Source organism: Holtiella tumoricola (genome assembly GCF_027857615.1).
Taxonomy (GTDB): domain Bacteria; phylum Bacillota; class Clostridia; order Lachnospirales; family Cellulosilyticaceae; genus Holtiella; species Holtiella tumoricola.
This window is the reverse complement of the sequence record NZ_JAQIFT010000014.1, coordinates 16,074-39,077: the sequence shown is the minus strand read 5'-3', so window position 1 is coordinate 39,077 and position 23,004 is coordinate 16,074. Positions and strand designations below refer to the sequence as shown.

Below are 23,004 nucleotides of genomic sequence, written 5' to 3'. Positions count from 1 at the left end.
CATATAAATGACAATAGATAGGCGTTTAGAAGGAGATGAGAATGTGGATTTACAACATGGTTTAAGTGATAAGCAAATGTATAACCTGTTTGAAGAGCTTGTTATAACAAAGCGTAAACAGCGTATGATTGAAGAAAGGTTACTACAAGCATTAGCTAAGCCTACACAGAGAAAATGGATGCATGAACGTGTACAAGATCAGTACAAGCATGAAAGAATGATAGAAGACATATGCAAAGAGTATTTGAATGAAGAAATTAAAATTGATCCGTTTAGGCATAATGTTGTAATGAGTTCTTCTGCGCAGCAGGAACTTAATAATCGTTTAGAGGCAGTTGCTAGTAATATTCAACTTATGTCAAATATTAGTCAGCCTATAGAGGATTTTAGATTATATAAGATGATAAGTAGTATGTTAAGTGATGAATATATTTATCAAACAAGGTTAGTAAAGATGCTAGCAGAGAGATAAGTAATAATACAAAAGAAAGAAGGATAGACAAATGAACACAGACTGTATTTTTTGTAAAATTTTAAATGGAGATATTCCATCATTTGTAGTATATGAAGATGAAAGTTTTAAAGTTATATTAGATCGTTTTCCTGCTACACGTGGACATGTACTTATATTGCCTAAAGGTCACTATCAAGATTTATTTGAGCTACCAGAAGAAATTAGTCAAAAAGTGTATCCACTTGCAAAACATATTGCTACTGCAGTGAAAAAGGCAGTACAAGCTGATGGTATTAACATTATTCAGAACAATGGAGAGGCAGCAGGTCAATCTGTATTTCACTTCCATATGCATATAGTGCCTAGATTTAGTAATGATCAAGTTACACTTAATAAAACTTCAAATATGGAAACAACACTTGAAGAGTTAGCTGAAACGGCTGAACTTATTAAAAGTTATCTATAGAATAAATTAAATAAAGTATAATAACAAAAAGACGACTTTGATTTTAATCAAAGTCGTCTTTTTATTTAGGCAGTAGCCTCACCAAAGTATTGGTTATACCATACAAGGAACATAAAGATTGTCCAAATTTTACGGCTGTTATCTTTATGACCATTTTTATGTTCATCTAAAATATGAATAAGCATATCTTCGTTGAAGTATTTTCTTGCAGGAGCGCTAGTAAATGCTTCTTTAACGATATTATAGTACTTATCTTCTTTAAGCCATACACGGATTGGTACAGGGAATCCAAGCTTTTTCTTATTAGCAGTAGCTGCAGGCATGTTACGTTTAGCAGCTAGACGCATCGCATACTTAGTATTCTCTTTATTAACGCGGTAACGAAGAGGAATCTTTGTTGCAAGACGACATACTTCTTTATCTAAGAATGGTACACGAAGTTCAAGAGAGTGTGCCATACTCATTTTATCTGCTTTAAGAAGAATATCTCCAGCTAGCCACATATGCATATCTAAATATTGCATCTTAGTAACATCAGATTTATCTTTAACTTTTGCATAGAATGGTGCTGTAAGAGTAGTTGGATCCTTAGCAGGAGTTGAAACTTTAAGAAGTTTTTTACGTTCATCTACAGAGAACATGTATGCATTTCCGATAAAACGTTCTTCAATCGTTTGAGCCCCACGAATGAGATAGTTTTTCCCTTTAAAGCTAAATGGAAGAGCTTTTGCTAATTTAGCAAGGAATGTTCTAAGACCTTGTGGTAAAGTGTGATATTTAGCATTATCTACAGGTTCTTTGTAGATATTATAGCCACCGAAAAGTTCATCTGCACCTTCTCCAGATAGAACTACTTTAACATGTTTGCTAGCAAGTTCACTTACAAAGTAAAGCGCAACAGCAGCAGGGTCAGCTAAAGGTTCGTCCATATGATATTGAACTTTTGTAAGTGAACCCCAGTACTCTTCTGGTGTAATGACTTTGTGGAAGTTCTCAATACCAATTTCTTTAGAAAGTTCTTTGGCGTAGCTAATTTCGTTATATTGCTCATTATCGAAACCTACAGTAAAGGTTTTATCACCTTTAAAACAGCTTGCTACATAACTTGAATCAACACCACTTGATAAGAAACAACCTACTTCAACGTCACTGATTTTATGAGTTTGGATAGATTCTTTCATAGTTTGGTCGATCATATCAACATATTCATCTAGAGAGCCTTCTGTTTCGATGAATGTAGGTTCCCAATATCTTTTTATATCTAATACGCCATCTTTAAAAGTAAAGAAGTGAGCAGGAGGTAATTTTGAAATACCTTTGAAGAATGTATCAGTTGTAGGTGAGTATTGGAATGTTAAATAGTTTTCAAGTGCTTCTTCATTAAGTTCTTTATTTACAGCTGGATGTTCTAAAAGAGATTTAATTTCAGAACCATAAACAAAGCGGTTACCTTCTTTATAATAGTAGAAAGGTTTAATACCGAAGAAGTCTCTGGCACCAAAAAGTGTTTGTTTTTCACGATCCCAAATAACGAAGGCAAACATACCACGTAGATGAGAGAGTAAGTCTGTACCATATTCATCATAACCATGAACAAGTACTTCGGAGTCAGTATGAGTTTTGAACTCATAACCTTTTTGAATAAGTGTTTCACGAATTGATTGATAGTTATAAATTTCACCGTTAAAAGTAAGCACTAAAGTTTTATTTGTATTGTATAAAGGTTGAGAACCTTCTTCTAAATCGATGATACTTAAACGTCTAAATCCTAAAGCAGCTGATTCATCAATAAACTGCCCGTCACTGTCAGGTCCACGGTGTATAATTTTATTCATCATACCTGTGAGGACTGATTTTTTATCTTCAAGTTCTGTATCTACAAAGCCACAAAAACCACACATATGTAAGGGCTCCTTTCTTAAAATAATACATAAAAACTTTACCATACATTACGTGTAAAAGCAATGAACTCTGAGTAAAGTATTGCCGTAATCTCGCATAATAAACCAGGTTTTTATAAAAAGAAATTAAGTATAAAAAAGAAAAAAGTGTTAAGTTGCGAATTAGAAAAAAAAAGAGTATTATAAAAGTATTATTATGGCTAAAAATATCAGGTATTAGGGAATTATACGAAGGAGAGCATATGACAGATATTAATAAGAAAGCATTACAAATGCATGAAATGTGGCAAGGGAAATTAGAAATTGTATCAAAAGCTAAAGTAAATAGTAAGGAAGACTTAGCTGTAGCGTATACACCAGGAGTAGCGGAACCTTGTAGAAAGATTAAAGAAAACAAAGAAGATGTTTATAAGTACACAATGAAAGGCAATACTGTAGCAGTAATTTCTGATGGAACAGCTGTACTTGGATTAGGTGATATAGGGCCAGAAGCTGCTATGCCAGTTATGGAAGGAAAAGCAGTTCTATTCAAAGAATTTGCAGGTATTAATGCTGTACCAATCTGTATTGATACAAAAGATACAGAAGAAATTATTAAGTTTGTTAAACAGATCGCACCAACTTTTGGTGGTATTAATTTAGAAGATATTGCAGCACCTCGTTGCTTTGAAATTGAAGCAAGACTTAAAGAAGAGTTAAACATTCCAGTTTTCCATGATGACCAACATGGCACTGCCATTGTAGTTTTAGCAGGTGTACTTAATGCACTTAAAGTAGCGAATAAGCAAAAGGAAACTGTTAAAGTAATTGTTAATGGGGCAGGCTCAGCAGGTATTGCTATTACAAAACTGTTATTAAAAGCAGGTTTTACTAATATAATAGTAGTTGATAAACTAGGTGTATTGTGTGAAGGCGAGGAATGGATGAACTGGGCTCAACAAGAGTTAGCAGCAGAAACAAATGCAGAGAGACTTAAAGGTAGTTTAAAAGATGCATTAGTAGGTGCAGATGTATTTATTGGCGTGTCTGCCCCAAATATTGTATCTGGAGATATGGTAAAATCAATGAATAAGGATGCTATTATTTTTGCAATGGCAAACCCAACTCCAGAGATTATGCCAGATGAAGCAAAAGCAGCAGGTGCACTAGTTGTAGGAACGGGTAGATCAGATTTTCCAAATCAGGTGAATAATGTACTTGTATTCCCTGGTATATTTAAAGGAGCACTTTTAGCAAAAGTAAGTCAAATTACAGAAGATATGAAATTAGCAGCGGCTTATGCTATTGCTAGTATGGTAGGAGAAGACGAACTTGGTCCAGAGTGCATCTTACCTCAGGCCTTTGCGGAAGGTGTAGCTGATTGCGTAGCAGAAGCTGTGAAGTGTGTAGCAAATAAGGAGGCATAATAGATTGAAGACGATAGTTTTAACTGGTGGCGGAACAGCAGGACATGTAACACCTAATATTGCACTTATTCCAATCTTACAAAAAGAAGGATGGAATATTCAATATATAGGAAGTAAGAATGGAATAGAGAAAGAACTTATAGAAAAAGAAAATATTCCTTACTATGGTATTTCTTCAGGTAAGTTAAGAAGATATGCTTCACTTGAAAATTTAAAAGATCCTTTTAAAGTAGTTAAAGGGTTATTTGATGCATATAGCTTACTTAAAAAAATAAAACCTAACGTAGTTTTTTCAAAGGGTGGATTTGTTACAGTTCCAGTAGTATTAGCAGCTAAGTTATTAGGCATACCTGTTATTATTCATGAATCGGATATTACGCCAGGATTAGCAAATAAAATAGCATCAAAAGGTGCTAAAGTGATTTGTGTAAACTTCCCAGAGACACTTAAATATGTTGGTGATAAAGGTGTCATGACAGGAACACCAATTAGGGAAGAACTTTTTAAAGGTAGTGCAGAGCAAGGTAGAAAATTATGTGGCTTTACAGATCATAAACCTGTATTACTTATGATGGGTGGAAGTTTAGGATCAGTTAAAATTAACCAATGTTTAAGAGAAGCTTTAAGTGAACTTACAAACAATTTTAATGTAGTTCATATATGTGGGAAAAATAATGTAGATGAAGATTTAAAGGATACAAAGGGCTATTATCAATTTGAATATGTAAGTGATGAACTACCACATCTATTTGCTATGGCAGATATGATGCTTTCAAGAGCTGGAGCCAATGCTTTAGCAGAAATAGTAGCGCTTAAGATTCCCAATTTACTTGTTCCACTTTCACAAAATGCAAGTAGGGGCGATCAAATTTTAAATGCAGATTCTATGAAAAAACAAGGTTATTCTCTTGTGCTAGAAGAAGAAGCACTTACTAAGGATTCCTTAATTAATAATATCCAAGAGTTATATAAAAATATTAATACTTATAAAGATGCTATGAAAAAAGCGATGAATATTAGTGGTACTGAAAAAGTAATGACAGAAATTAGAAAGTACAAATAACTATTTAAATATTAGACAATCAGGGGGATAAATATGTTTAGAAAAAAAACAGATGTTGAAATGATGAAAAAACTTGCAGAAGGTCAATTAGAAGAGTTGATTCAAGAACTTCAAGAAAAAAAGAGCATGCTTTTAAAAAGTGAGACGGTAGAAGAGATACTAAGCCTTAAAAAAGCTGTCTACGAAGCGGTAGATAATAGAGTATCAGTAAAATTAGAATTAGAGGCATTAGAGCAAAAAATCGGAAGTGATTTAACAGAAATTAATTCATGTATGATAGATTTAGAGCAAAAGAATGGCTCTACAATAAAAGAAATTAGAACATTTAAAGATGGTTATGAAGCCTTTAAAGAAAATGACAAAGATATCAAAGAAGTACTAGAAAGTGCAAGTTCAAAAATCAATACATCTGTAGAAAAAACAGTTCATAATGAAGAGCTCATTAATACTATTCTTACAGATATTCAAGCAATTAGAGAGAACTCCTCCTTTATGAAACAACAAGTGGATACTTTTATTGAAACAGTAAAAAATGTATCAACTAATATGGCAGGCATAGCAGGAATTGCAGAACAAACTAATTTACTAGCTCTTAATGCTTCAATTGAGGCAGCACGTGCCGGGGAAGCAGGACGTGGGTTTGCTGTTGTAGCAGAAGAAATTAGAAAGTTATCAGATGGAACTAAAGAATTATTAGATGATATGAATAGATTTTTACGTTCATTTGAAGAAGCATCTATTAAAACAAGCGAAGAAGTAGTAGTAACAACAAATGGTATTGCTAATGTAGAATCAAAATTAAATGAAATGGTAGATAACATAAAAGAAGATAAAGATACCATATTAGATGTACAGCAACAAATGAAAAATGTTAATGGTTTAGTACATGATTTAGATAAATACATTGAGGGTTGTGAATACCAAGTTGTAAGTATTTCGAAAAGTGGAGAGGTAGTATCACAATTGATTAATCAAGTAAAGCATTTAATAGAAGGTGGAAGTGATATTCAACAGTCTTTCAGACACATTAATGAGACAATGAATCAAACAGAAGCTATGATCCAACAATTAAAGCAATTAAAAATAATGAATGCATAGGTAAAAGAGGACATTACACAAGTGTAATGCCCTCTTTTATTATTAAATGGTATTTAAGAGGTATGAATAAAATGTCAATTACTCATAATAAGAGGAAAATATATGTAAGTGAGGTTGTGAGTATGACAAAATATATATTTGTGACAGGTGGTGTTGTTTCTGGTTTAGGAAAGGGAATAACAGCTGCGAGCTTAGGAAGGTTACTGAAGGCAAGAGGGTTAAAAGTAACTATACAGAAATTTGACCCTTATATTAATATTGATCCAGGAACAATTAGTCCATATCAACATGGGGAAGTTTTTGTTACAGAAGATGGAGCGGAGACAGATTTAGACCTGGGGCATTATGAGAGGTTTATAGATGAGAATTTAAATAAGTATAGTAATGTAACAACAGGTAAAATCTATTGGTCAGTATTGAATAAAGAACGAAAAGGAGATTACTTAGGAGCAACAGTACAAGTAATTCCTCACATTACCAATATGATTAAGGAATGTGTTTATAGAGTGGGTAAAATAGGAGCTGAGAGGGATGTTGTTATTACAGAGATAGGGGGGACCGTTGGAGATATAGAGAGCTTACCTTTTTTAGAAGCTATTAGACAGGTAGCTTCAGAGGTTGGTCATGAAAATGTACTTTATATTCATGTTACCCTTATTCCTTACTTAGAAAAATCAGGTGAAATGAAGAGTAAACCTACTCAACATTCTGTTAAAGAGCTACTTTCAATAGGGATTCAACCGGACCTTGTGGTGTGCCGTACTCAACATGAAATACCAGAAGATATGAAGAAGAAGATTGCACTTTTCTGTAATATTGATTATGACTGCGTTATTCAAAATTTAGATGCTAAAACATTGTACGAAATACCTATTATGTTAGAAGAAGAAGGTTTAGCTAAAATTGTATGCAAAAAATTAGGTCTTACAGATAAAAAGCCTAACTTGGTAGAGTGGCAAGAAATTATTGATAAAGAAGCAGGTATAGATAAAAAGGTAAAAATAGCATTAGTAGGGAAGTATGTAGAATTACATGATGCTTATATTTCAGTAGTAGAATCTTTAAAACATGCAGGTATAGCAATCGGTGTAGATATAGATATATTATGGATAAATGCTGAAGAGGTTAATGAACAGACTGCACAAGATCTTCTTAAAGATAGCAATGGTATATTAGTACCTGGTGGTTTTGGTGATAGAGGAATAGAAGGAAAGATTATAGCTATTCAATATGCAAGGACACATAAGGTGCCATTCTTAGGTATATGTCTTGGAATGCAATGTGCAGTTATTGAATTTGCTAGACATGTAGCAGGATTAGAAAATGCACATAGTTCAGAAATTATGCCACAAACTCCATATCCTGTTATAGATTTAATGCTAGATCAAAAGGGAATTGAAGATTTAGGTGGAACGATGAGGTTAGGGGTGTATCCTTGCAAACTTAAAAAAGGAACATTAGCTTATAATGCATATAAACAAAAAAATGTAGAAGAAAGACATAGACATCGTTATGAGTTTAATAATAAGTACCGTGAACTATTAGAGAGTAAAGGTCTAGTTATTGCTGGGACATCTCAGGATGATAAATTAGTAGAAATTATAGAATTAAGGGATCATCCATGGTTTGTGGCAAGTCAATTCCATCCAGAGTTTTTATCTCGACCTAATAGACCACATCCATTGTTCTTGAATTTTGTCGAAGCATCTACTAAAAAAACAGATTTTTAAACATTATCTTTAAATAAAATATTTTGTAAACAAAAAAACTCTAGTATAATTAATATATTAATTTATACTAGAGTTTTTTTAGGAGGGGCAAAGGGTATGAAACTGTCTTTGAAGATTGCAGCCATATTTACGGTAATGACAGTATTAACAATTATTCTGTACCTAGTATCCTCCAATATTATGGTGGATTATCTTTATCAGGGTGAGTTAACACGTATTACAGGTATCAGTAGTGGGGTAATAAACAGGATTGAAGGGGAAAAAGGAAAGTTTGTTGGAAAAGTTAAAGAATATGCATCAATACTTGAGATGATAGAAAAGTTAGATGATAAAAATGATGTAAATTTTATGGAAGAGTTAGGGCTTTATAAAAAATTTGCTTCAGATGGCATAGAATATAAGATATTAATAGAACCCAATTTAAAGATTAAGCAGACATATGAACTTGAACATAAACATGCAATTTCAGAAGTAGAAAAAGTATATATTCAAGAATTAGTATTAGATTTAATAGATGATGACAAAACTTTTATACAAGATATTTTAAGTACCGAAAAACATGTTTATTGGATAGGGATTAGTACGCTTAAAAATAACGTTAATAATGAAATAATAGGCTATTTTGTAGGTGTAAAAGCAATAGATCAACAATTATTAACGAGTATTGAAGAATCTATGGGTAAAAATATTAAACTTGTTGAAGAACTAGATAGAAATAGAATATCTAAAATACAACCGATGGGTGACCAAGAACTCATGCTAATCTACAATGATGATAATATAGCATCCTATTATCAACTATTAGGTAGCCATATAGAAGAAGAATTTTATATACGAGTTACAGAGCCACTTGTAGTGAAACAAGAGACCAAGAGAAATATAGATATGTTTACAACTATTCTTATTGCATTATGTATAGTGATTAATTTTATTTTAGCAATGATTATTGAGAGGTTTGTTGTAAGGCGTATTGTTAATATTAATAGAGGGATTAATAGCATTAAGACTTCTAAAAATTTTTCAGAGAGAATTATAATTGATCAAATAGATGATGAGATTGGTACATTGGAAAAAGATATTAATGAAATGTTTGATTCACTTGAGATGGCAAATGATTATATTAGATCTAAAGAAGCAAAGTATAGTGGTGTATTAACAACTATGACTAATGGGTTTGCATATTATAGAATTGAGAGAGATGAACAAGGACGTATTCTAGATGCCATATGTGAAGAGTTTAATGATGCTCTTAGTCAATTAATGAATGTAGACCGAGCTGAAATGTTAGGTAAGAAGTTTAGTGAATTTATTAATAATACATATATAGGTGAGATTAATTTAAGTGATGTATTATGCCAAATTAATGATACACATAAACCTATAGTTTTTAATCAAATAAAATTAAGAGAGGATAAATGGGTAGACTTAACACTTAATATTATAGAAAAAGGTTATTTTACAATCCTTGTAAATGATGTTTCTGAACTCAAACGTTTTTCAGAAGAAATGAAGTATTTAGCAGAATATGATTCGCTTACACAGTTGAAAAATAGGTTTAGTCTATATCAATATTTACATTCTTTAAAACGTATTAATAAACCATTTGTTATTTATTTTATGGATTTAGATAATTTTAAAACTTTAAATGACACAGTAGGTCATAGAGAAGGAGATAAGGTATTACATCATGTAGCAAATGAATTAATGAAATTAGCAAGTAGTAATGTGTGTATTGGGAGGTTAGGTGGAGATGAATTTATAGTTGTTAGAGAGGGGGTATATGACCCTACTGATACTATGAAATATGGAGAAGATATTATTCAATTAGTTAATAAACGTTTTGAATATGCACTTTATAATTTTGATATTAAAGTAAGTATTGGAGTAAGTATATATCCACAACAAGCACTAGATGTTAATACTTTACTTAAATATGGAGATATTGCTATGTACAAAAGTAAGCATAGTGGTGGAAATAGCGTCCATATTTTTACAGATACTATGATGGAAGAGTTAGAAGTTGAAGCTTCATTAAAAGATGCAGTTAAAAATGAAGAATTTATACCATATTATCAACCTATTTATGATATTAGAAATGATAAAATTATTGGGGCAGAAGCTCTAGTAAGATGGGAAAAGGGTGGAGAAGTTATTGTACCAGATCGATTCATTCCAATTGCTAAAAAAACAGGTGATATTATAGCAATTGATTATAAAATTTTAGATAAAGCATGTGAGTTTTGTAAGCAGTGGCGTTTAAGAGGAATAGAAGAATTTACTATATCAGTCAATATGTCATATCGTTCACTAAAACACCCTAATTGTGTTGAAATCATCAGAAGTACTTTACTTAAATATAATTTGAATCCAAGTGCTTTAAAAATAGAAATTACAGAGGATGAGGTTTTAGATTATCCGCAATATATCGCTAAAATCTTAAATGCACTCAAATTATTAGGTGTGAAAATTGCATTAGATGACTTTGGGGTAGGCTACTCTTCATTTAATCATATCAAGATGCTACCTATTGATACTTTAAAAATAGATAGATCTTTGTTAGTTAAGATAGAAGATGATAATAAATCTTTAGCTATCGTAGAGACATTAATTAATCTAGCACATACTTTAAATTTAGAAGTAGTATGTGAAGGTATAGAGGAAAAGCCTCAAGTAGAAATTCTAAGAGGTATAGCGTGTGACTTGATACAAGGATACTACATAAGCCAACCATTAAAAGAAAAACTCTTTGATAAATGTATAGAACATTATAATTTAAATAAAACGATAGAAAATATTATATAAGATAGCAAAAGTCCTTAGAAGAGATAGACATTCTTCTAAGGACTTTTTATTAGATGATTTTTGTTGTCCAGTCTTCTACATTCCATACATCAGTGATAAAGCTTTCATAGAAGTATGGCTCATGGCATACAAGAATTACAGTACCTTTAAAATCTTTAAGGGCACGTTCTAATTCATCTTTAGCATCTACATCTAAATGGTTGGTAGGCTCATCTAGAACGAGTAGATTTAAATCTTGTAATAAGATTTTACATAAACGAACTTTGGCATTCTCTCCACCAGATAATACTTTCATAGGACTAGTAATATGATCAGTTGTAAGACCACATTTAGCTAGTTCAGAACGAGCTTCATGATTTGTAAGTGAAGGGTATTCATTCCAAAGCTCATCAAGAGCAGTATTATTATTATCACGTGAATCCTCTTGAGCAAAATATCCGATATCTACATTTTCACCAAATTCGATTTCACCGCTAATAGGTTTTAAGATACCTAAAAGGGTCTTAAGAAGAGTTGATTTACCAAGACCATTAACACCACAGATAGCGATTTTCTTACCACGTTCGATGTTAAAATTAAGTGGACGAGTTAGTGGCTCATCATAACCAATAACTAAGTCACGTGCTTCAATTAAGAAACGGCTTGGTGCCTTAGAAAATTTAAAGTTAAAAGTAGGCTTGATTTTTTCTTTTGGTTTTTCAATCATTTCCATTTTATCAAGCTGTTTCATACGGCTTTTTGCCATACCAGTTGTTGCAACACGTGCTTTATTACGAGCAATAAAGTCTTCAAGTTTATCAATTTCTTTTTGTTGACGTTCATAAGCCTTTTCTTGCTGACGTTTTTTGAGTTCATAAAGACGAAGGAATTCATCATAGTTACCAACATAGCGTGTTAATTCACAGTCCTCTACATGATAGATAAGATTACATACATCATTAAGGAAAGGAATATCATGAGATACAAGGATAAATGCATTCTCATAATTTTGTAAGTAACGTTTAAGCCATTCAATATGATTAACATCTAAGTAGTTAGTAGGCTCATCTAGGATAAGGATAGTTGGATTTTGAAGAAGAAGTTTAGTAAGAAGAACCTTTGTACGTTGCCCACCACTTAATTCATCTACTTTTTTGTCTAATCCAATATCGCCAAGTCCAAGTCCTGATGCAACTTCTTCTATTTTTGAATCAATAATATAGAAACCACTTGTATCTAAGATGTTTTGGATTTCAGCTGCATCTTCCATTAACTTGGTCATTTCTTCATCTGAGCAATCGCCCATTTTTTCATAATGTCCAAGCATCTCTTGTTCAAGTGCAAATAAATTGTCGAAAGCTAATCGTAAGTTATCGCGAATGGTTGTACCTGGAGTTAAGGCAGAATGTTGATCTAAGTAACCAACTGTTACACGGTTAGACCATTCTACTGTTCCTTCATCAGGCATAAGTTTACTCGTAATAATATTTAAGAAAGTAGATTTACCTTCACCGTTAGCTCCTACAAGAGCAACGTGTTCACCTTTTAAAAGTCTAAAAGATACATTTTCTAAGATACTACGAGAACCAAAACCATGGGTTACATTTTTTACGGTTAAAACGCTCATATATTGTCTCCTTTGGTTAGTTGTTTTACTTCTATATGATAATAAAAAAGTCACAAAAAGTAAAATGAATTAAATGGGAGTTAGAGCGTAAACAGAAATAGACCTAAATAACTTAGATGCATGATATTTATGATGATATAAACAATAAGAACAGTATTGACGAAGTAATTACATATTTTAAGATTGTTATCAGGCAACTCTTCAAGTTTTAATAAGATATAAATAATTAGTGCAGCAGGCACAATAAGCTTAGTAATGATACTTAACCAAGGGTTATCGACAATATTAATCATAAGTGAGTTGACTTCTTCAAACATACCTGTTTTTAATAGACCAAAAGTAAATACAATATCAGATGCATTAAGAATATAAAGTAGAGTTAATTTCCTTCTTAAATCTAAGAAGGGGTTACGGGTAATAGATTTTAGCATATGGTAAACCTCCTATAAAGATAAGTATTGCCAAGAATAGGGAATGTTTAAACGAAGGAACACTTGACAAGTAAAAAAGGAAACTATATACTTTGAATATAAAATAATTTGAAATACAAAGTATAATATAAAACATAATGAGTGGAGGCGAGAGATTTGCAGAATACTGCAAAGTTAGTGAATGAATTATTAGTACAGCTCTTTAATGAAATCTTAACGATTGAAAAAGCAGCTTTACAAGAATCACCTTTTAAAGATTTATCGATTACAGAAATGCATGTTCTAGAAGCTATTGGTCTAGGTTCTAGGACAATGACAGATGTTGCAGACCAGTTAGGTATCACAGTAGGAACACTTACAACATCTATTAATAGACTTGTTAAAAAGGAATATGTAACAAGAAGACGTTCTGAGGAAGACAGGAGATATGTAGAAATTGAGTTAAGCCATAAAGGTAAATTGGCCCATAGAGTACATGAAGCTTTCCATCAAATTATGGTTAACCATATGATAGAAGGTCTATCTAATGAAGATAATGAAGTACTCATTAAGTCACTTACTAGATTATCAGATTTCTTTAAGGAAAAGTATCACCTTGTAAAAAAATAGAAAGGAGTGATACAACGTGTACGGTGTAAAACTTTTATCAATGGGAAAGGCAGTACCAGCACGTAATATGACTAATGATGACCTTTCAAAAATTGTAGATACTTCAGATGAGTGGATTAAATCTCGGACAGGAATAGAAGAAAGACATATTTCAGAGGGAGAGACTACTACAGATTTAGCAATTGCTGCAGCACAAGAAGCTATTAAAAATGGAGGCGTTGACCCTAGACAAATAGGTATGATTATAGTAGCAACTATAACTGGAGACTATATTATGCCAAGTACGGCATGTAGGGTACAGGCTGCTATAGGTGCAGTCAATGCTACGGCATTTGATGTTGCAGCAGCATGTAGTGGGTTTGTCTATGGGACTAAGCTTGCTACAGATGCTATTAGAGTAGGTTCATGTGAATATGCACTTGTTATAGGAGCCGAAGTACTGAGTAAAACAGTAGATTGGGAAGATCGAAGTACTTGTGTACTTTTTGGTGATGGAGCGGGTGCAGCAATTTTTAAAAAACATCATAAAAATAACATAATTAACATCTATACTCAGAGTAATGGTGAGCTTAGTGAATGTCTAACTTTACCAAGCATACCTCTAAATAACTGTTGTGTACAAAGTGAGCGTATTAGTCCATATATGTTTATGGATGGTCGAGCTGTCTATAAGTTTGCAACAACAGTAGTACCTACGAGTATTCAAAAGGTATTAGAAGGTACAGAGTATAACATAGATGATATTAAGTATTTTGTTTTACATCAAGCAAACTCAAGAATAATGGATAGTGTAGCTAAGAAGCTAGAAGTTGATAGTGAGAAGTTCGTGAAGAATCTACAGCATTATGGCAATACATCATCAGCTAGTGTTCCAATGGCACTTTATGATTTACAAGAGCAATTAGCTTCAGGAGATCCTGTTATTTTATGTGGTTTTGGTGGTGGCGTAACATGGGGCAGTGTGCTCCTTATATGGGAATAGTTCCGTACAGGCTTTAGGCCTTTAAGGATAAATAAATTTATTAATTATATTTAAATTCTAGGAGGAATTAGAAATGATTTTAGAAAAATTACAAGAAATCGTAGCTGATAAATTAGGAGTAGATGCTTCAGAAGTTGTTGAAACAGCACGTTTCAAAGAAGATTTAGATGCGGATTCATTAGATTTATTTGAAGTAGTTATGGCTCTTGAAGATGAATTTGGTGTTTCTATTTCAAATGAAGATGTTGAAGGTATTAAAACAGTTGGTGATGCAGTTCAATACATCACAGAAAGACAATAATTAATTGAGCTTTACAAGAATTAGGCAAGATAAGGAGATTGAACAATGAACAGACTATGTGAAATGTTAAATATTCAATATCCTATTTTCCAAGGGGCCATGGCGTGGATCGCTGACCACGCTATTGCTGCCGCTGTATCTGAGGCAGGGGGATTAGGAATTATTGCCGCTGGTAATGCTCCAGGGGAATGGCTTAGAAATGAAATTAGAGCATTGAAAAAGATTACAGATAAACCATTCGGTGTTAACATTATGCTGCTTAGTCCATATGCAGAAGAAGTTGCAAAGATTGTAGTTGAAGAAGGTGCAAGCATTGTTACAACAGGTGCGGGCGACCCAGGCAAATACATGAATATGTGGAAAGAAGCAGGCATTAAAGTTATCCCTGTTATCCCATCTGTAGCACTAGCAAGAAGAATGGAAAAACAAGGTGCTGATGCAGTTATTGCGGAAGGGTGTGAAGCGGGAGGACATATTGGTGAACTTACAACAATGGTACTTATACCTCAAGTTGTAGATGCAGTTAATATTCCTGTCATTGCAGCAGGTGGAATCGCGGACCATAGAGGATTTGCAGCAACTATGATGTTAGGTGCAGAAGCAGTTCAAATTGGAACAAGATTTTTAGTAGCTAAAGAATGTACGGTACATGAAAATTATAAGCAACGTGTACTTAAAGCAAGTGATATTGACACTGTTGTTACAGGAAGAAGTACAGGGCATCCAGTGCGTGCACTTAGAAATAAGTTATCTAGAGAGTTTACACGTCTTGAAAAAGAAGGAGCAAGTGTAGAAGAACTAGAGGCACTAGGAGCAGGTGGATTAAGAATTGCAGTTGTTGACGGTGATGTTGTAAATGGCACAGTGATGTCAGGACAAATTGCTGGTATGGTAAAAGAAGAGCAGACAGCAAAAGAAATAATTGAAGAAATCATGACAAAAGAGAACAGAAGACTTTCACACATTAATGAATAAGACTTATGTAAAATACTTTGAAAAACAAACTTTGTATTTCAAACTTTGAAAATCAAACTAGAGGCAGGGTGGTAAAGGTGAAAATTGCATTTTTATTTTCTGGGCAAGGTGTCCAATATCCAGGAATGGGTAAGAACTTATATGATAATTATACAGAAAGCAAAAGGGCTTTCAATGATGCTTCAAACATATTAGATTGGGATGTTCAAGAAGTATGTTTTGAAGATAAAAATGGACTTATTAATCAAACACGTTATACGCAAGCTGCACTTTTTACTACAAGTATTGCTGCCTTTAATGCTGCTGTGTCACAAGGAATTGTACCTGAAGCGGTACTAGGATTTAGTTTAGGTGAATACAGTGCACTTGTGGCAAGTGGCATTTTAAGTTTTGAAGAAGCTTTAAAGATTGTAGATAAACGTGCACAGTATATGGATCAATGTGCACAAGAGAAAGATGGAGGTATGGCTGCTGTTATTGGACTTCAGATTGAATTAATAGAAGAGATATGTCAACTAATTCGAGAAGAAGGATTGGAACTCGTAGTCGCAAATGATAACTGTCCAGGGCAAGTTGTTATATCAGGCGAAAAAATAGCAATTGAAAAAGCAACACCTCTATTAAAAGAAAAGGGAGCAAGACGCGTTATGCCTCTAAATGTTAGTGGTGCATTCCATAGTCCACTTATGGACGATGCAGCAAGGCATTTAGAAGAAGAGCTTCCAAATCATATATTTAATGAAGTAACAACACCTATTGTAAGTAATGTAACAGCAGGTTATATGAATAAAGATGAAGCTATGAAAAATATTCCACTTCAAATTGTAAGAGGAGTTAGATTCAGAGAAAGTATAGAAAAACTTATAGATGATGGTTTTGATACTTTTATTGAAATAGGTGTTAAAAAGACACTTTGTAATTTTGTAGGAAAAATCTCATCAGATGTTCAAGTTCTTAATATAGAAGATATGGCATCACTCACAAATGTAATGAACATTTTAGGAGGAGAACAATAATGTTAAAAGATAAAGTAGCAGTAATTACAGGCAGTAGCAACGGAATTGGAAAAGAAGTTGCTCGTACGTTCTCACATAATGGTGCTAAGGTAGTTATTAATTATCCATTTGAGAGATCAAAAGGAGAAGCAGAAAAAATAGTAGCTGAAATCATCGAGGCGGGTGGTGAAGCTATAGCAGTTATGGCAGATGTATCTGATTTTGAACAAGCTAAACAACTTATGAAGGTGACAGTAGATACTTTTGGTACAATAGATATTTTAGTTAATAATGCTGGTATTACAAGAGATATGCTTCTTCTTAGAATGACAGAAGAAGAATTTGATAGTGTTATTAACATTAACTTAAAAGGTGTATTTAACTGTATGAAGCATGCTACACGTTTCATGATGAAAAAAGGTGGAAGCATTATTAATATGTCTTCTGTAGTTGGTCTACATGGAAACATTGGACAATGTAATTATTCTGCTTCAAAAGCAGGTGTAATAGGTATGACAAAGTCAGCAGCAAGAGAATTTGCATCTAAAAATTTGCGTATTAATGCAATTGCCCCAGGATTTATTGTATCTAATATGACAGATAAATTGCCAGAGACAATTAAGGAAAATACCCTTAAAGGTATTCCACTTAATAGATTTGGAAACGTTCAAGAAATAGCAAATGTAGCATTATTTTTAGCAAGTGATTTATCTAGTTATGTAACAGGTGAAGTCATCAAAGTTGATGGCGGCATGGCAATGTAATGTTGATTAAGGAGGCAGACTATGCAAAATAGAGTTGTTATTACAGGAGTTGGAGTGGTATCACCACTTGGAAATACAGGAGAAGCATTTTGGAATAACCTCAAAGAAGGTGTATGTGGTATTGATCGTATCACTAAATTTGACTTAGTTGAAGGGTATGACGTTACATTAGCAGCAGAGGTAAAAGACTTTGATGCAAGTAAATATATTGATAAAAGAGAAGTAAGAAGACTAGATCTTTTCTCACAATATGCCATTTATGCAGCTAAAGAAGCATTAGAAAATGCTGCTATTGATATGGCGCAAGAGGACCCAACTAAAGTAGGTGTTATTGTAGGATCAGGTATTGGTGGATTAGGAACTATCGAAACAGGTATGAAAACACTTTTTGAAAGAGGTCCAAAACGTGTATCACCTCTCTTTATTCCAATGGTTATTTCAAATATGGGTGCAGGAAATGTTGCAATCTATACAGGAGCAAAGGGAATTTGCACAAGTATGGTAACAGCGTGTGCATCAGGTACACATTCTATTGGTGAAGCATTTAGAGCACTTCAAAGAGGAACAAATGATGTAATCCTTGCTGGAGGAGCAGAAGCATCTATTACGCCTATGGGAATTGCATCATTCCAATCACTCACAGCACTATCTAAGTCAGAAGATCCAAAACGTGCATCTATTCCATTTGATAAAGAAAGAAATGGATTTGTTATGGGAGAAGGTGCAGGGATTGTTGTAATGGAAACATTAGAACATGCTACAAAAAGAGGTGCTAAAATTCTTGCTGAGATTGTGGGATATGGTGCAACAGGTGATGCATATCACATTACATCTCCAGATCCACAAGGAGAAGGCGCAGCAAGAGCTATGGAAGAGGCTATTAATGAAGCTGGCATTGTACCAAGTCAAGTAGGGTACATTAATGCACATGGAACAAGTACAGAATATAACGATAAATTTGAAACACTTGCTATTAAAAAAGTGTTTGGAGAAGATACAAAGGTAGCAGTAAGCTCAACTAAGTCTATGACAGGACATTTACTTGGTGCAGCAGGAGCTATTGAAGTTATTGCAACTGCAAAAGCATTAGAAGAAGGATTTATTCCAGCAACTATTGGATATCAAGTACCAGATGATGAGTGTAATTTGGACTATGTACCAAATGTAGGAAGAAAAGCAGATATTGAATATGCATTAAGCAATTCATTAGGATTTGGTGGGCACAATGGTACTGTTTTACTTAAAAAGTGGAAGGGAGAAGCGTAATGAATATTGAACTTGTAAAAGAACTGATGAACGAATTTAAAGATAGTGATTTAACTCGTATTAAACTAAAGAGTCAAGAGTTTGAATTAGAACTTGAACGTTCTACATCTATACAAGTAGCTTCAGCACCGATGATCCAAGCACCACAAGTAGCAACCGCACAAATTAATATTACAGAACAGCCACAAGGTGAGGTCAAAGTAGAAGGACACCTTATTAAATCACCAATGGTAGGTACTTTCTATAGAGCAAGTGCACCAGATCAGCCAGAGTTTGTTCAAATCGGAACAAAGGTTAAAAAAGGTGATGTTATTTGTATCATCGAAGCTATGAAATTAATGAATGAAGTAGAAGCTGACCAAGATGGTGAAATTATAGAAATTTTAGTAGAAAACGAAGATATGGTAGAGTTTGATCAACCTATGTTTCGTATTAGATAAGGAGAGATAACATGCTAACAACACAAGAGATTATGGAGATTATTCCTCATCGTTATCCTTTCTTATTAGTAGATAAGGCTGAGATTGATGAAGATGGAAAAGGTGCTGTAGGGTATAAAAATGTTACAATGAATGAACCATTTTTCCAAGGACATTTTCCAGGGCTTCCTGTTATGCCAGGTGTACTTATTATAGAAGCATTAGCACAAGTAGGAGCTATAGCTATTCTTTCACAAGAGGAGTTTAAAGGGAAGGTAGCTTTCTTTGGTGGTATTAAGGAAGCAAGATTTAAAGAAAAGGTTGTACCAGGAGATACTTTGAAGTTAGAGTGTAAACTTGTAAAACAAAGAGGACCGATTGGAATAGGAGAGGCTGTTGCTACAGTAGAAGGTAAGGTAGTAGCGAAAGCTGAACTTACATTTGCCATTGGCTAAAGGAGGTGAGGGAATGATCAATAAAGTATTGGTTGCCAATAGAGGAGAAATTGCAGTACGTATTATGCGCGCATGTAGAGAAATGGGTATTGAAACAGTTGCTGTTTATTCAATAGCAGATAAAGATGCGCTCCATGTCAAATTAGCAGATGAGGCTGTATGTATCGGTAAAGCACAGCCTAAAGATAGTTATTTGAATATAGAAAGTATCATAACAGCGGCAGTTTTAACAGGTGCAGATGCAATACACCCTGGATTTGGATTCTTATCAGAAAATGCAAAGTTTGCACGTATATGCCGCGAGTGCAATATTAAATTTATCGGACCTTCACCAGAAATGATTGAAGCTATGGGAGATAAGGCAAGGGCACGTCAGATGATGATAGAAGCCGAGGTGCCAGTAGTACCAGGGTCAGATGGAATCATAGAAAAAGTATCAGAGGCTAAAGGCTTAGCAAGAGAAGTTGGCTATCCAGTTATTCTGAAGGCAGTGGCTGGCGGTGGTGGCCGAGGTATGCGTATTGTATGGCAAGAAGAAGAATTAGAAAAGGCATTTAATACAGCAAGTAATGAGGCTTTATCTGCTTTTGGTGATGGCAGCATGTACTTAGAAAAGTATATTGTAGAACCACGACATATTGAGTTTCAAATACTAGGTGATGCATATGGAAATGTAGTACATCTAGGAGAGAGAGACTGTTCTATGCAAAGACGTCATCAAAAAGTAATAGAAGAGGCACCTTCACCATGTATTTCAGAAGAACTTAGAGAAGAAATGGGAAAAGCAGCTATTAAGGCAGCTAAAGCTGCAGAGTATGAAAATGCAGGAACAATAGAGTTTATCTTAGATAAAGATAAGAATTTCTATTTTATCGAAATGAATACAAGAATACAAGTAGAACACCCTGTAACAGAAATGATTACAGGTATTGACCTAATTAAAGAACAACTACGTATTGCATCAGGGAAAAAGTTAAGTTTTACAAGTGAGGATATTCAAATTAAAGGGCATGCAATTGAATGCCGTATTAATGCAGAAAATCCAGCTATGAACTTTAGACCTTGTGCAGGTAAAATTACCGAACTTCATTTGCCTGGTGGAAGAGGTGTACGTGTAGATACAGCTATTTATCCAGGATACAATGTGCCACCAACATATGATTCCATGTTGGCAAAAATTATTGCATATGGTGATAATCGTGAAGAAGCACTAAGTATTATGAGACGTGCATTAGCTGAAATTGTAGTGGAAGGTATAGATACAAATATAGAGTTTCAATATGATTTAATCCATACAAAAGAATTTGATAAAGGGCATTTTGATACATCTTTTATTGAAAAGAATTTAGAGGTTATTTTAGGAGAGGAGTAGTAGTATGTTAAGTGCACTTATTGGTAGGCAGAAAAAGTATGCTAGGACGAAGACTACTCAAGCTAAGCCAGAGGTCCCTAAAGGAATGTATACTAAGTGTCCTCAATGTAAGAAAAATATCTATGTAATTGATCTTATATCAAATATTGGAGTGTGTCCAAGTTGTAGTAATCATTTACCTATTTCACCAAATGGAAGAATTAGTAAATTAATAGATTTAGAAACCTTTGAAGAATTTGATAAAGATATGACCAGTGCAAATCCAATGGACTTTGAAGGTTATGAAGATAAGATTAAAACTACTATGAAAAAAGTAGAACAAAAAGAAGCTGTTATAACAGGAAAAGGCATGATTAAGGGAATTGAAACAGTTATAGCAGTTATGGATCCTAGATTTATTATGGGAAGTATGGGGTCTGTAGTAGGTGAGAAGATTACACGTGCTATTGAATACGCAACGGATCATAAATTACCTATTATTATTTTTTCAGCTTCTGGTGGAGCAAGAATGCAAGAAGGAATTTTTTCTTTAATGCAAATGGCAAAAACCAGTGCGGCACTTTCTAGACACGATGATACAGGTCTTCTTTTTATTAGCGTATTAACTAATCCAACAACAGGTGGCGTTACAGCAAGTTTTGCTATGCTAGGTGATATTATTATTTCAGAACCGAATGCACTAGTTGGATTTGCAGGTCCACGTGTTATTGAGCAAACGATTAAACAGAAACTCCCACAAGGGTTTCAAAGAGCAGAATTCTTGCTTGAACACGGGATGATTGACTGCATTGTAGAAAGAAAGAACATGAGGGAAGAACTCTATACACTCCTTAAACTGCATATAAAGGAGGTAAGTAATGGAGGATACTAAAAAGTTAGAACACTTAAAGAAGATGATAGATGATCTTAAATCAGTAGGTAACGATATAGATGTAGCAGAAGAAATTAGGCGTTTAGAAACCCTTTCTACAAAATTAGAAAGAGAAATTATTGATAATTATACTGCATGGGATAAAGTTCAGATCGCAAGAATGATGGATAGACCAAGAAGTATATATTATATCAATCAATTTGTTACAGATTTTGTAGAGCTACATGGTGATAGAAGTTTTAAAGATGATCAAGCGATTATTGGTGGTATTGGTAAGATTGGTGAGCATGTTGTAACCATTATTGCTCAAAACAAAGGAAAGAATGCTAAAGAAAATATCGAAAGAAATTTTGGTATGCCTCATCCAGAAGGATATCGTAAAGCTTTAAGATTAATGAAGCAAGCTGAGAAGTTCCATAGACCAGTAGTATGTTTAATTGATACTCCAGGAGCATACTGTGGCTTAGGTGCAGAAGAACGTGGTCAAGGTGAAGCTATAGCTAGAAATTTAATGGAAATGGCAAGATTAAAAACACCTATAATTGCAGGTGTTATTGGAGAAGGTGGAAGTGGTGGTGCGCTTGCACTTGGAGTAGCAGATAGGGTATTTATGCAAGAAAATACAACCTATTCCATTCTCTCACCAGAAGGCTTTGCGAGTATCTTATGGAAAGATAGTAGTAAAGCTAGGGAAGCTGCTGAGATGATGAAGATTACAGCAGTAGACCTTCTAGAAAGTCAAATCATAGATAATATTGTGAATGAACCATTAGGAGGAGCTCATAAAGCACCAGAAGAAGCAGCTAAAATGTTAGAAACCTATTTAATAAGTCAGCTTGATGAGCTTAGCCGAATAAGTAAAGAGGACTTAGTAAATCAACGTTATGAACGTTTTAGAAAGTATGGGACATTTTTTGAATAGAAAATTATTATAAGGGATTGCTAACAGACTTTAGAGATGTAGTAATCTCTATTTTTTATGAAAGAAAGCATAAGACTTATCCATTCCGACAAGACTCTAAATAAGTAGATGCATTG

Annotated in this window: 22 protein-coding genes; 19 read left to right on the top strand and 3 right to left on the bottom strand. The window is 33.7% G+C overall.

Annotation, left to right across the window (positions count from 1 at the left end):
- Positions 1 to 7: 7 nt before the first annotated feature.
- Both PBV87_RS03150 and PBV87_RS03145 read left to right on the top strand, forming a co-directional pair.
- The gene (locus tag PBV87_RS03150; RefSeq protein ID WP_271011121.1) at positions 8 to 472 is read left to right on the top strand and encodes a hypothetical protein; all 465 of its coding nucleotides are present in this window, start codon (positions 8 to 10) and stop codon (positions 470 to 472) included.
- A gap of 31 nt (positions 473 to 503) precedes the next feature.
- Positions 504 to 920: an HIT family protein gene (locus PBV87_RS03145; RefSeq protein ID WP_053982456.1), complete on the top strand. Its 417-nt coding sequence runs from the start codon at positions 504 to 506 to the stop codon at positions 918 to 920.
- 65 nt (positions 921 to 985) lie between these two features.
- Here the strand turns inward: PBV87_RS03145 and asnB are convergent, their stop codons facing one another.
- Complete coding sequence (asnB, locus tag PBV87_RS03140) at positions 986 to 2,821, bottom strand: asparagine synthase (glutamine-hydrolyzing) (RefSeq protein ID WP_053982457.1); 1,836 nt, start codon at positions 2,819 to 2,821, stop codon at positions 986 to 988.
- Between the two features lie 242 nt (positions 2,822 to 3,063).
- On the opposite strand from asnB, the gene PBV87_RS03135 reads away from it, so the two are divergent.
- The 5 genes from PBV87_RS03135 (at position 3,064) to PBV87_RS03115 (ending at position 10,920) form a co-directional block, all read left to right on the top strand.
- On the top strand, positions 3,064 to 4,227 hold the full coding sequence (locus PBV87_RS03135; RefSeq protein ID WP_271011120.1) for an NAD(P)-dependent malic enzyme: 1,164 nt from the start codon (positions 3,064 to 3,066) through the stop codon (positions 4,225 to 4,227).
- A gap of 4 nt (positions 4,228 to 4,231) precedes the next feature.
- Positions 4,232 to 5,290, top strand: coding sequence for an undecaprenyldiphospho-muramoylpentapeptide beta-N-acetylglucosaminyltransferase (locus PBV87_RS03130; protein ID WP_271011119.1), 1,059 nt, complete (start codon positions 4,232 to 4,234; stop codon positions 5,288 to 5,290).
- A gap of 33 nt (positions 5,291 to 5,323) precedes the next feature.
- Complete coding sequence (locus tag PBV87_RS03125) at positions 5,324 to 6,388, top strand: methyl-accepting chemotaxis protein (RefSeq protein ID WP_271011118.1); 1,065 nt, start codon at positions 5,324 to 5,326, stop codon at positions 6,386 to 6,388.
- Between the two features lie 122 nt (positions 6,389 to 6,510).
- Positions 6,511 to 8,118 (top strand): CTP synthase, encoded by a 1,608-nt coding sequence (locus PBV87_RS03120; RefSeq protein WP_271011117.1) that lies wholly within the window; start codon positions 6,511 to 6,513, stop codon positions 8,116 to 8,118.
- Positions 8,119 to 8,214: 96 nt separating this feature from the next.
- The gene (locus PBV87_RS03115; RefSeq protein WP_271011116.1) at positions 8,215 to 10,920 is read left to right on the top strand and encodes a bifunctional diguanylate cyclase/phosphodiesterase; all 2,706 of its coding nucleotides are present in this window, start codon (positions 8,215 to 8,217) and stop codon (positions 10,918 to 10,920) included.
- Between the two features lie 49 nt (positions 10,921 to 10,969).
- Here PBV87_RS03115 and PBV87_RS03110 read toward each other — a convergent pair whose 3' ends face one another.
- Together PBV87_RS03110 and PBV87_RS03105 are read right to left on the bottom strand one after the other, a co-directional pair.
- Positions 10,970 to 12,526 (bottom strand): ABC-F family ATP-binding cassette domain-containing protein, encoded by a 1,557-nt coding sequence (locus tag PBV87_RS03110; RefSeq protein WP_053982462.1) that lies wholly within the window; start codon positions 12,524 to 12,526, stop codon positions 10,970 to 10,972.
- An 80-nt stretch (positions 12,527 to 12,606) separates the two neighbouring features.
- Complete coding sequence (locus tag PBV87_RS03105) at positions 12,607 to 12,957, bottom strand: DUF5658 family protein (protein WP_053982463.1); 351 nt, start codon at positions 12,955 to 12,957, stop codon at positions 12,607 to 12,609.
- 156 nt (positions 12,958 to 13,113) lie between these two features.
- Here PBV87_RS03105 and PBV87_RS03100 point away from each other — a divergent pair, with 156 nt between their 5' ends.
- The 12 genes from PBV87_RS03100 to PBV87_RS03045 all read left to right on the top strand — a co-directional run bounded on the left by PBV87_RS03100 (position 13,114) and on the right by PBV87_RS03045 (position 22,888).
- A complete protein-coding gene (locus tag PBV87_RS03100; RefSeq protein ID WP_053982464.1) occupies positions 13,114 to 13,566 on the top strand; it encodes a MarR family winged helix-turn-helix transcriptional regulator in 453 nt (150 codons plus the stop codon).
- Between the two features lie 16 nt (positions 13,567 to 13,582).
- Positions 13,583 to 14,548: a beta-ketoacyl-ACP synthase III gene (locus tag PBV87_RS03095; protein WP_053982465.1), complete on the top strand. Its 966-nt coding sequence runs from the start codon at positions 13,583 to 13,585 to the stop codon at positions 14,546 to 14,548.
- A 76-nt stretch (positions 14,549 to 14,624) separates the two neighbouring features.
- Complete coding sequence (gene acpP, locus PBV87_RS03090; protein WP_053982495.1) at positions 14,625 to 14,849, top strand: acyl carrier protein; 225 nt, start codon at positions 14,625 to 14,627, stop codon at positions 14,847 to 14,849.
- A 45-nt stretch (positions 14,850 to 14,894) separates the two neighbouring features.
- Positions 14,895 to 15,824 (top strand): enoyl-[acyl-carrier-protein] reductase FabK, encoded by a 930-nt coding sequence (gene fabK, locus PBV87_RS03085; protein ID WP_053982466.1) that lies wholly within the window; start codon positions 14,895 to 14,897, stop codon positions 15,822 to 15,824.
- A 77-nt stretch (positions 15,825 to 15,901) separates the two neighbouring features.
- Complete coding sequence (gene fabD / locus PBV87_RS03080) at positions 15,902 to 16,840, top strand: ACP S-malonyltransferase (protein ID WP_271011115.1); 939 nt, start codon at positions 15,902 to 15,904, stop codon at positions 16,838 to 16,840.
- Entirely contained in the window at positions 16,840 to 17,583 is a 744-nt protein-coding gene (gene fabG / locus PBV87_RS03075) for a 3-oxoacyl-[acyl-carrier-protein] reductase (RefSeq protein ID WP_271011114.1), read from the top strand. The genes fabD and fabG overlap by 1 nt, the downstream gene beginning before the upstream one ends.
- A gap of 21 nt (positions 17,584 to 17,604) precedes the next feature.
- Positions 17,605 to 18,849: a beta-ketoacyl-ACP synthase II gene (gene fabF, locus PBV87_RS03070; protein ID WP_271011113.1), complete on the top strand. Its 1,245-nt coding sequence runs from the start codon at positions 17,605 to 17,607 to the stop codon at positions 18,847 to 18,849.
- The gene (accB, locus tag PBV87_RS03065) at positions 18,849 to 19,289 is read left to right on the top strand and encodes an acetyl-CoA carboxylase biotin carboxyl carrier protein (protein ID WP_271011112.1); all 441 of its coding nucleotides are present in this window, start codon (positions 18,849 to 18,851) and stop codon (positions 19,287 to 19,289) included. Before fabF ends, accB begins: the two co-directional genes overlap by 1 nt.
- A gap of 11 nt (positions 19,290 to 19,300) precedes the next feature.
- Complete coding sequence (fabZ, locus tag PBV87_RS03060) at positions 19,301 to 19,723, top strand: 3-hydroxyacyl-ACP dehydratase FabZ (protein ID WP_271011111.1); 423 nt, start codon at positions 19,301 to 19,303, stop codon at positions 19,721 to 19,723.
- A gap of 13 nt (positions 19,724 to 19,736) precedes the next feature.
- Entirely contained in the window at positions 19,737 to 21,095 is a 1,359-nt protein-coding gene (locus PBV87_RS03055; RefSeq protein WP_271011110.1) for an acetyl-CoA carboxylase biotin carboxylase subunit, read from the top strand.
- Between the two features lie 4 nt (positions 21,096 to 21,099).
- The gene (gene accD / locus PBV87_RS03050; protein ID WP_271011109.1) at positions 21,100 to 21,966 is read left to right on the top strand and encodes an acetyl-CoA carboxylase, carboxyltransferase subunit beta; all 867 of its coding nucleotides are present in this window, start codon (positions 21,100 to 21,102) and stop codon (positions 21,964 to 21,966) included.
- Complete coding sequence (locus PBV87_RS03045) at positions 21,953 to 22,888, top strand: acetyl-CoA carboxylase carboxyltransferase subunit alpha (RefSeq protein WP_271011108.1); 936 nt, start codon at positions 21,953 to 21,955, stop codon at positions 22,886 to 22,888. The genes accD and PBV87_RS03045 overlap by 14 nt, the downstream gene beginning before the upstream one ends.
- Positions 22,889 to 23,004 lie beyond the last annotated feature (116 nt).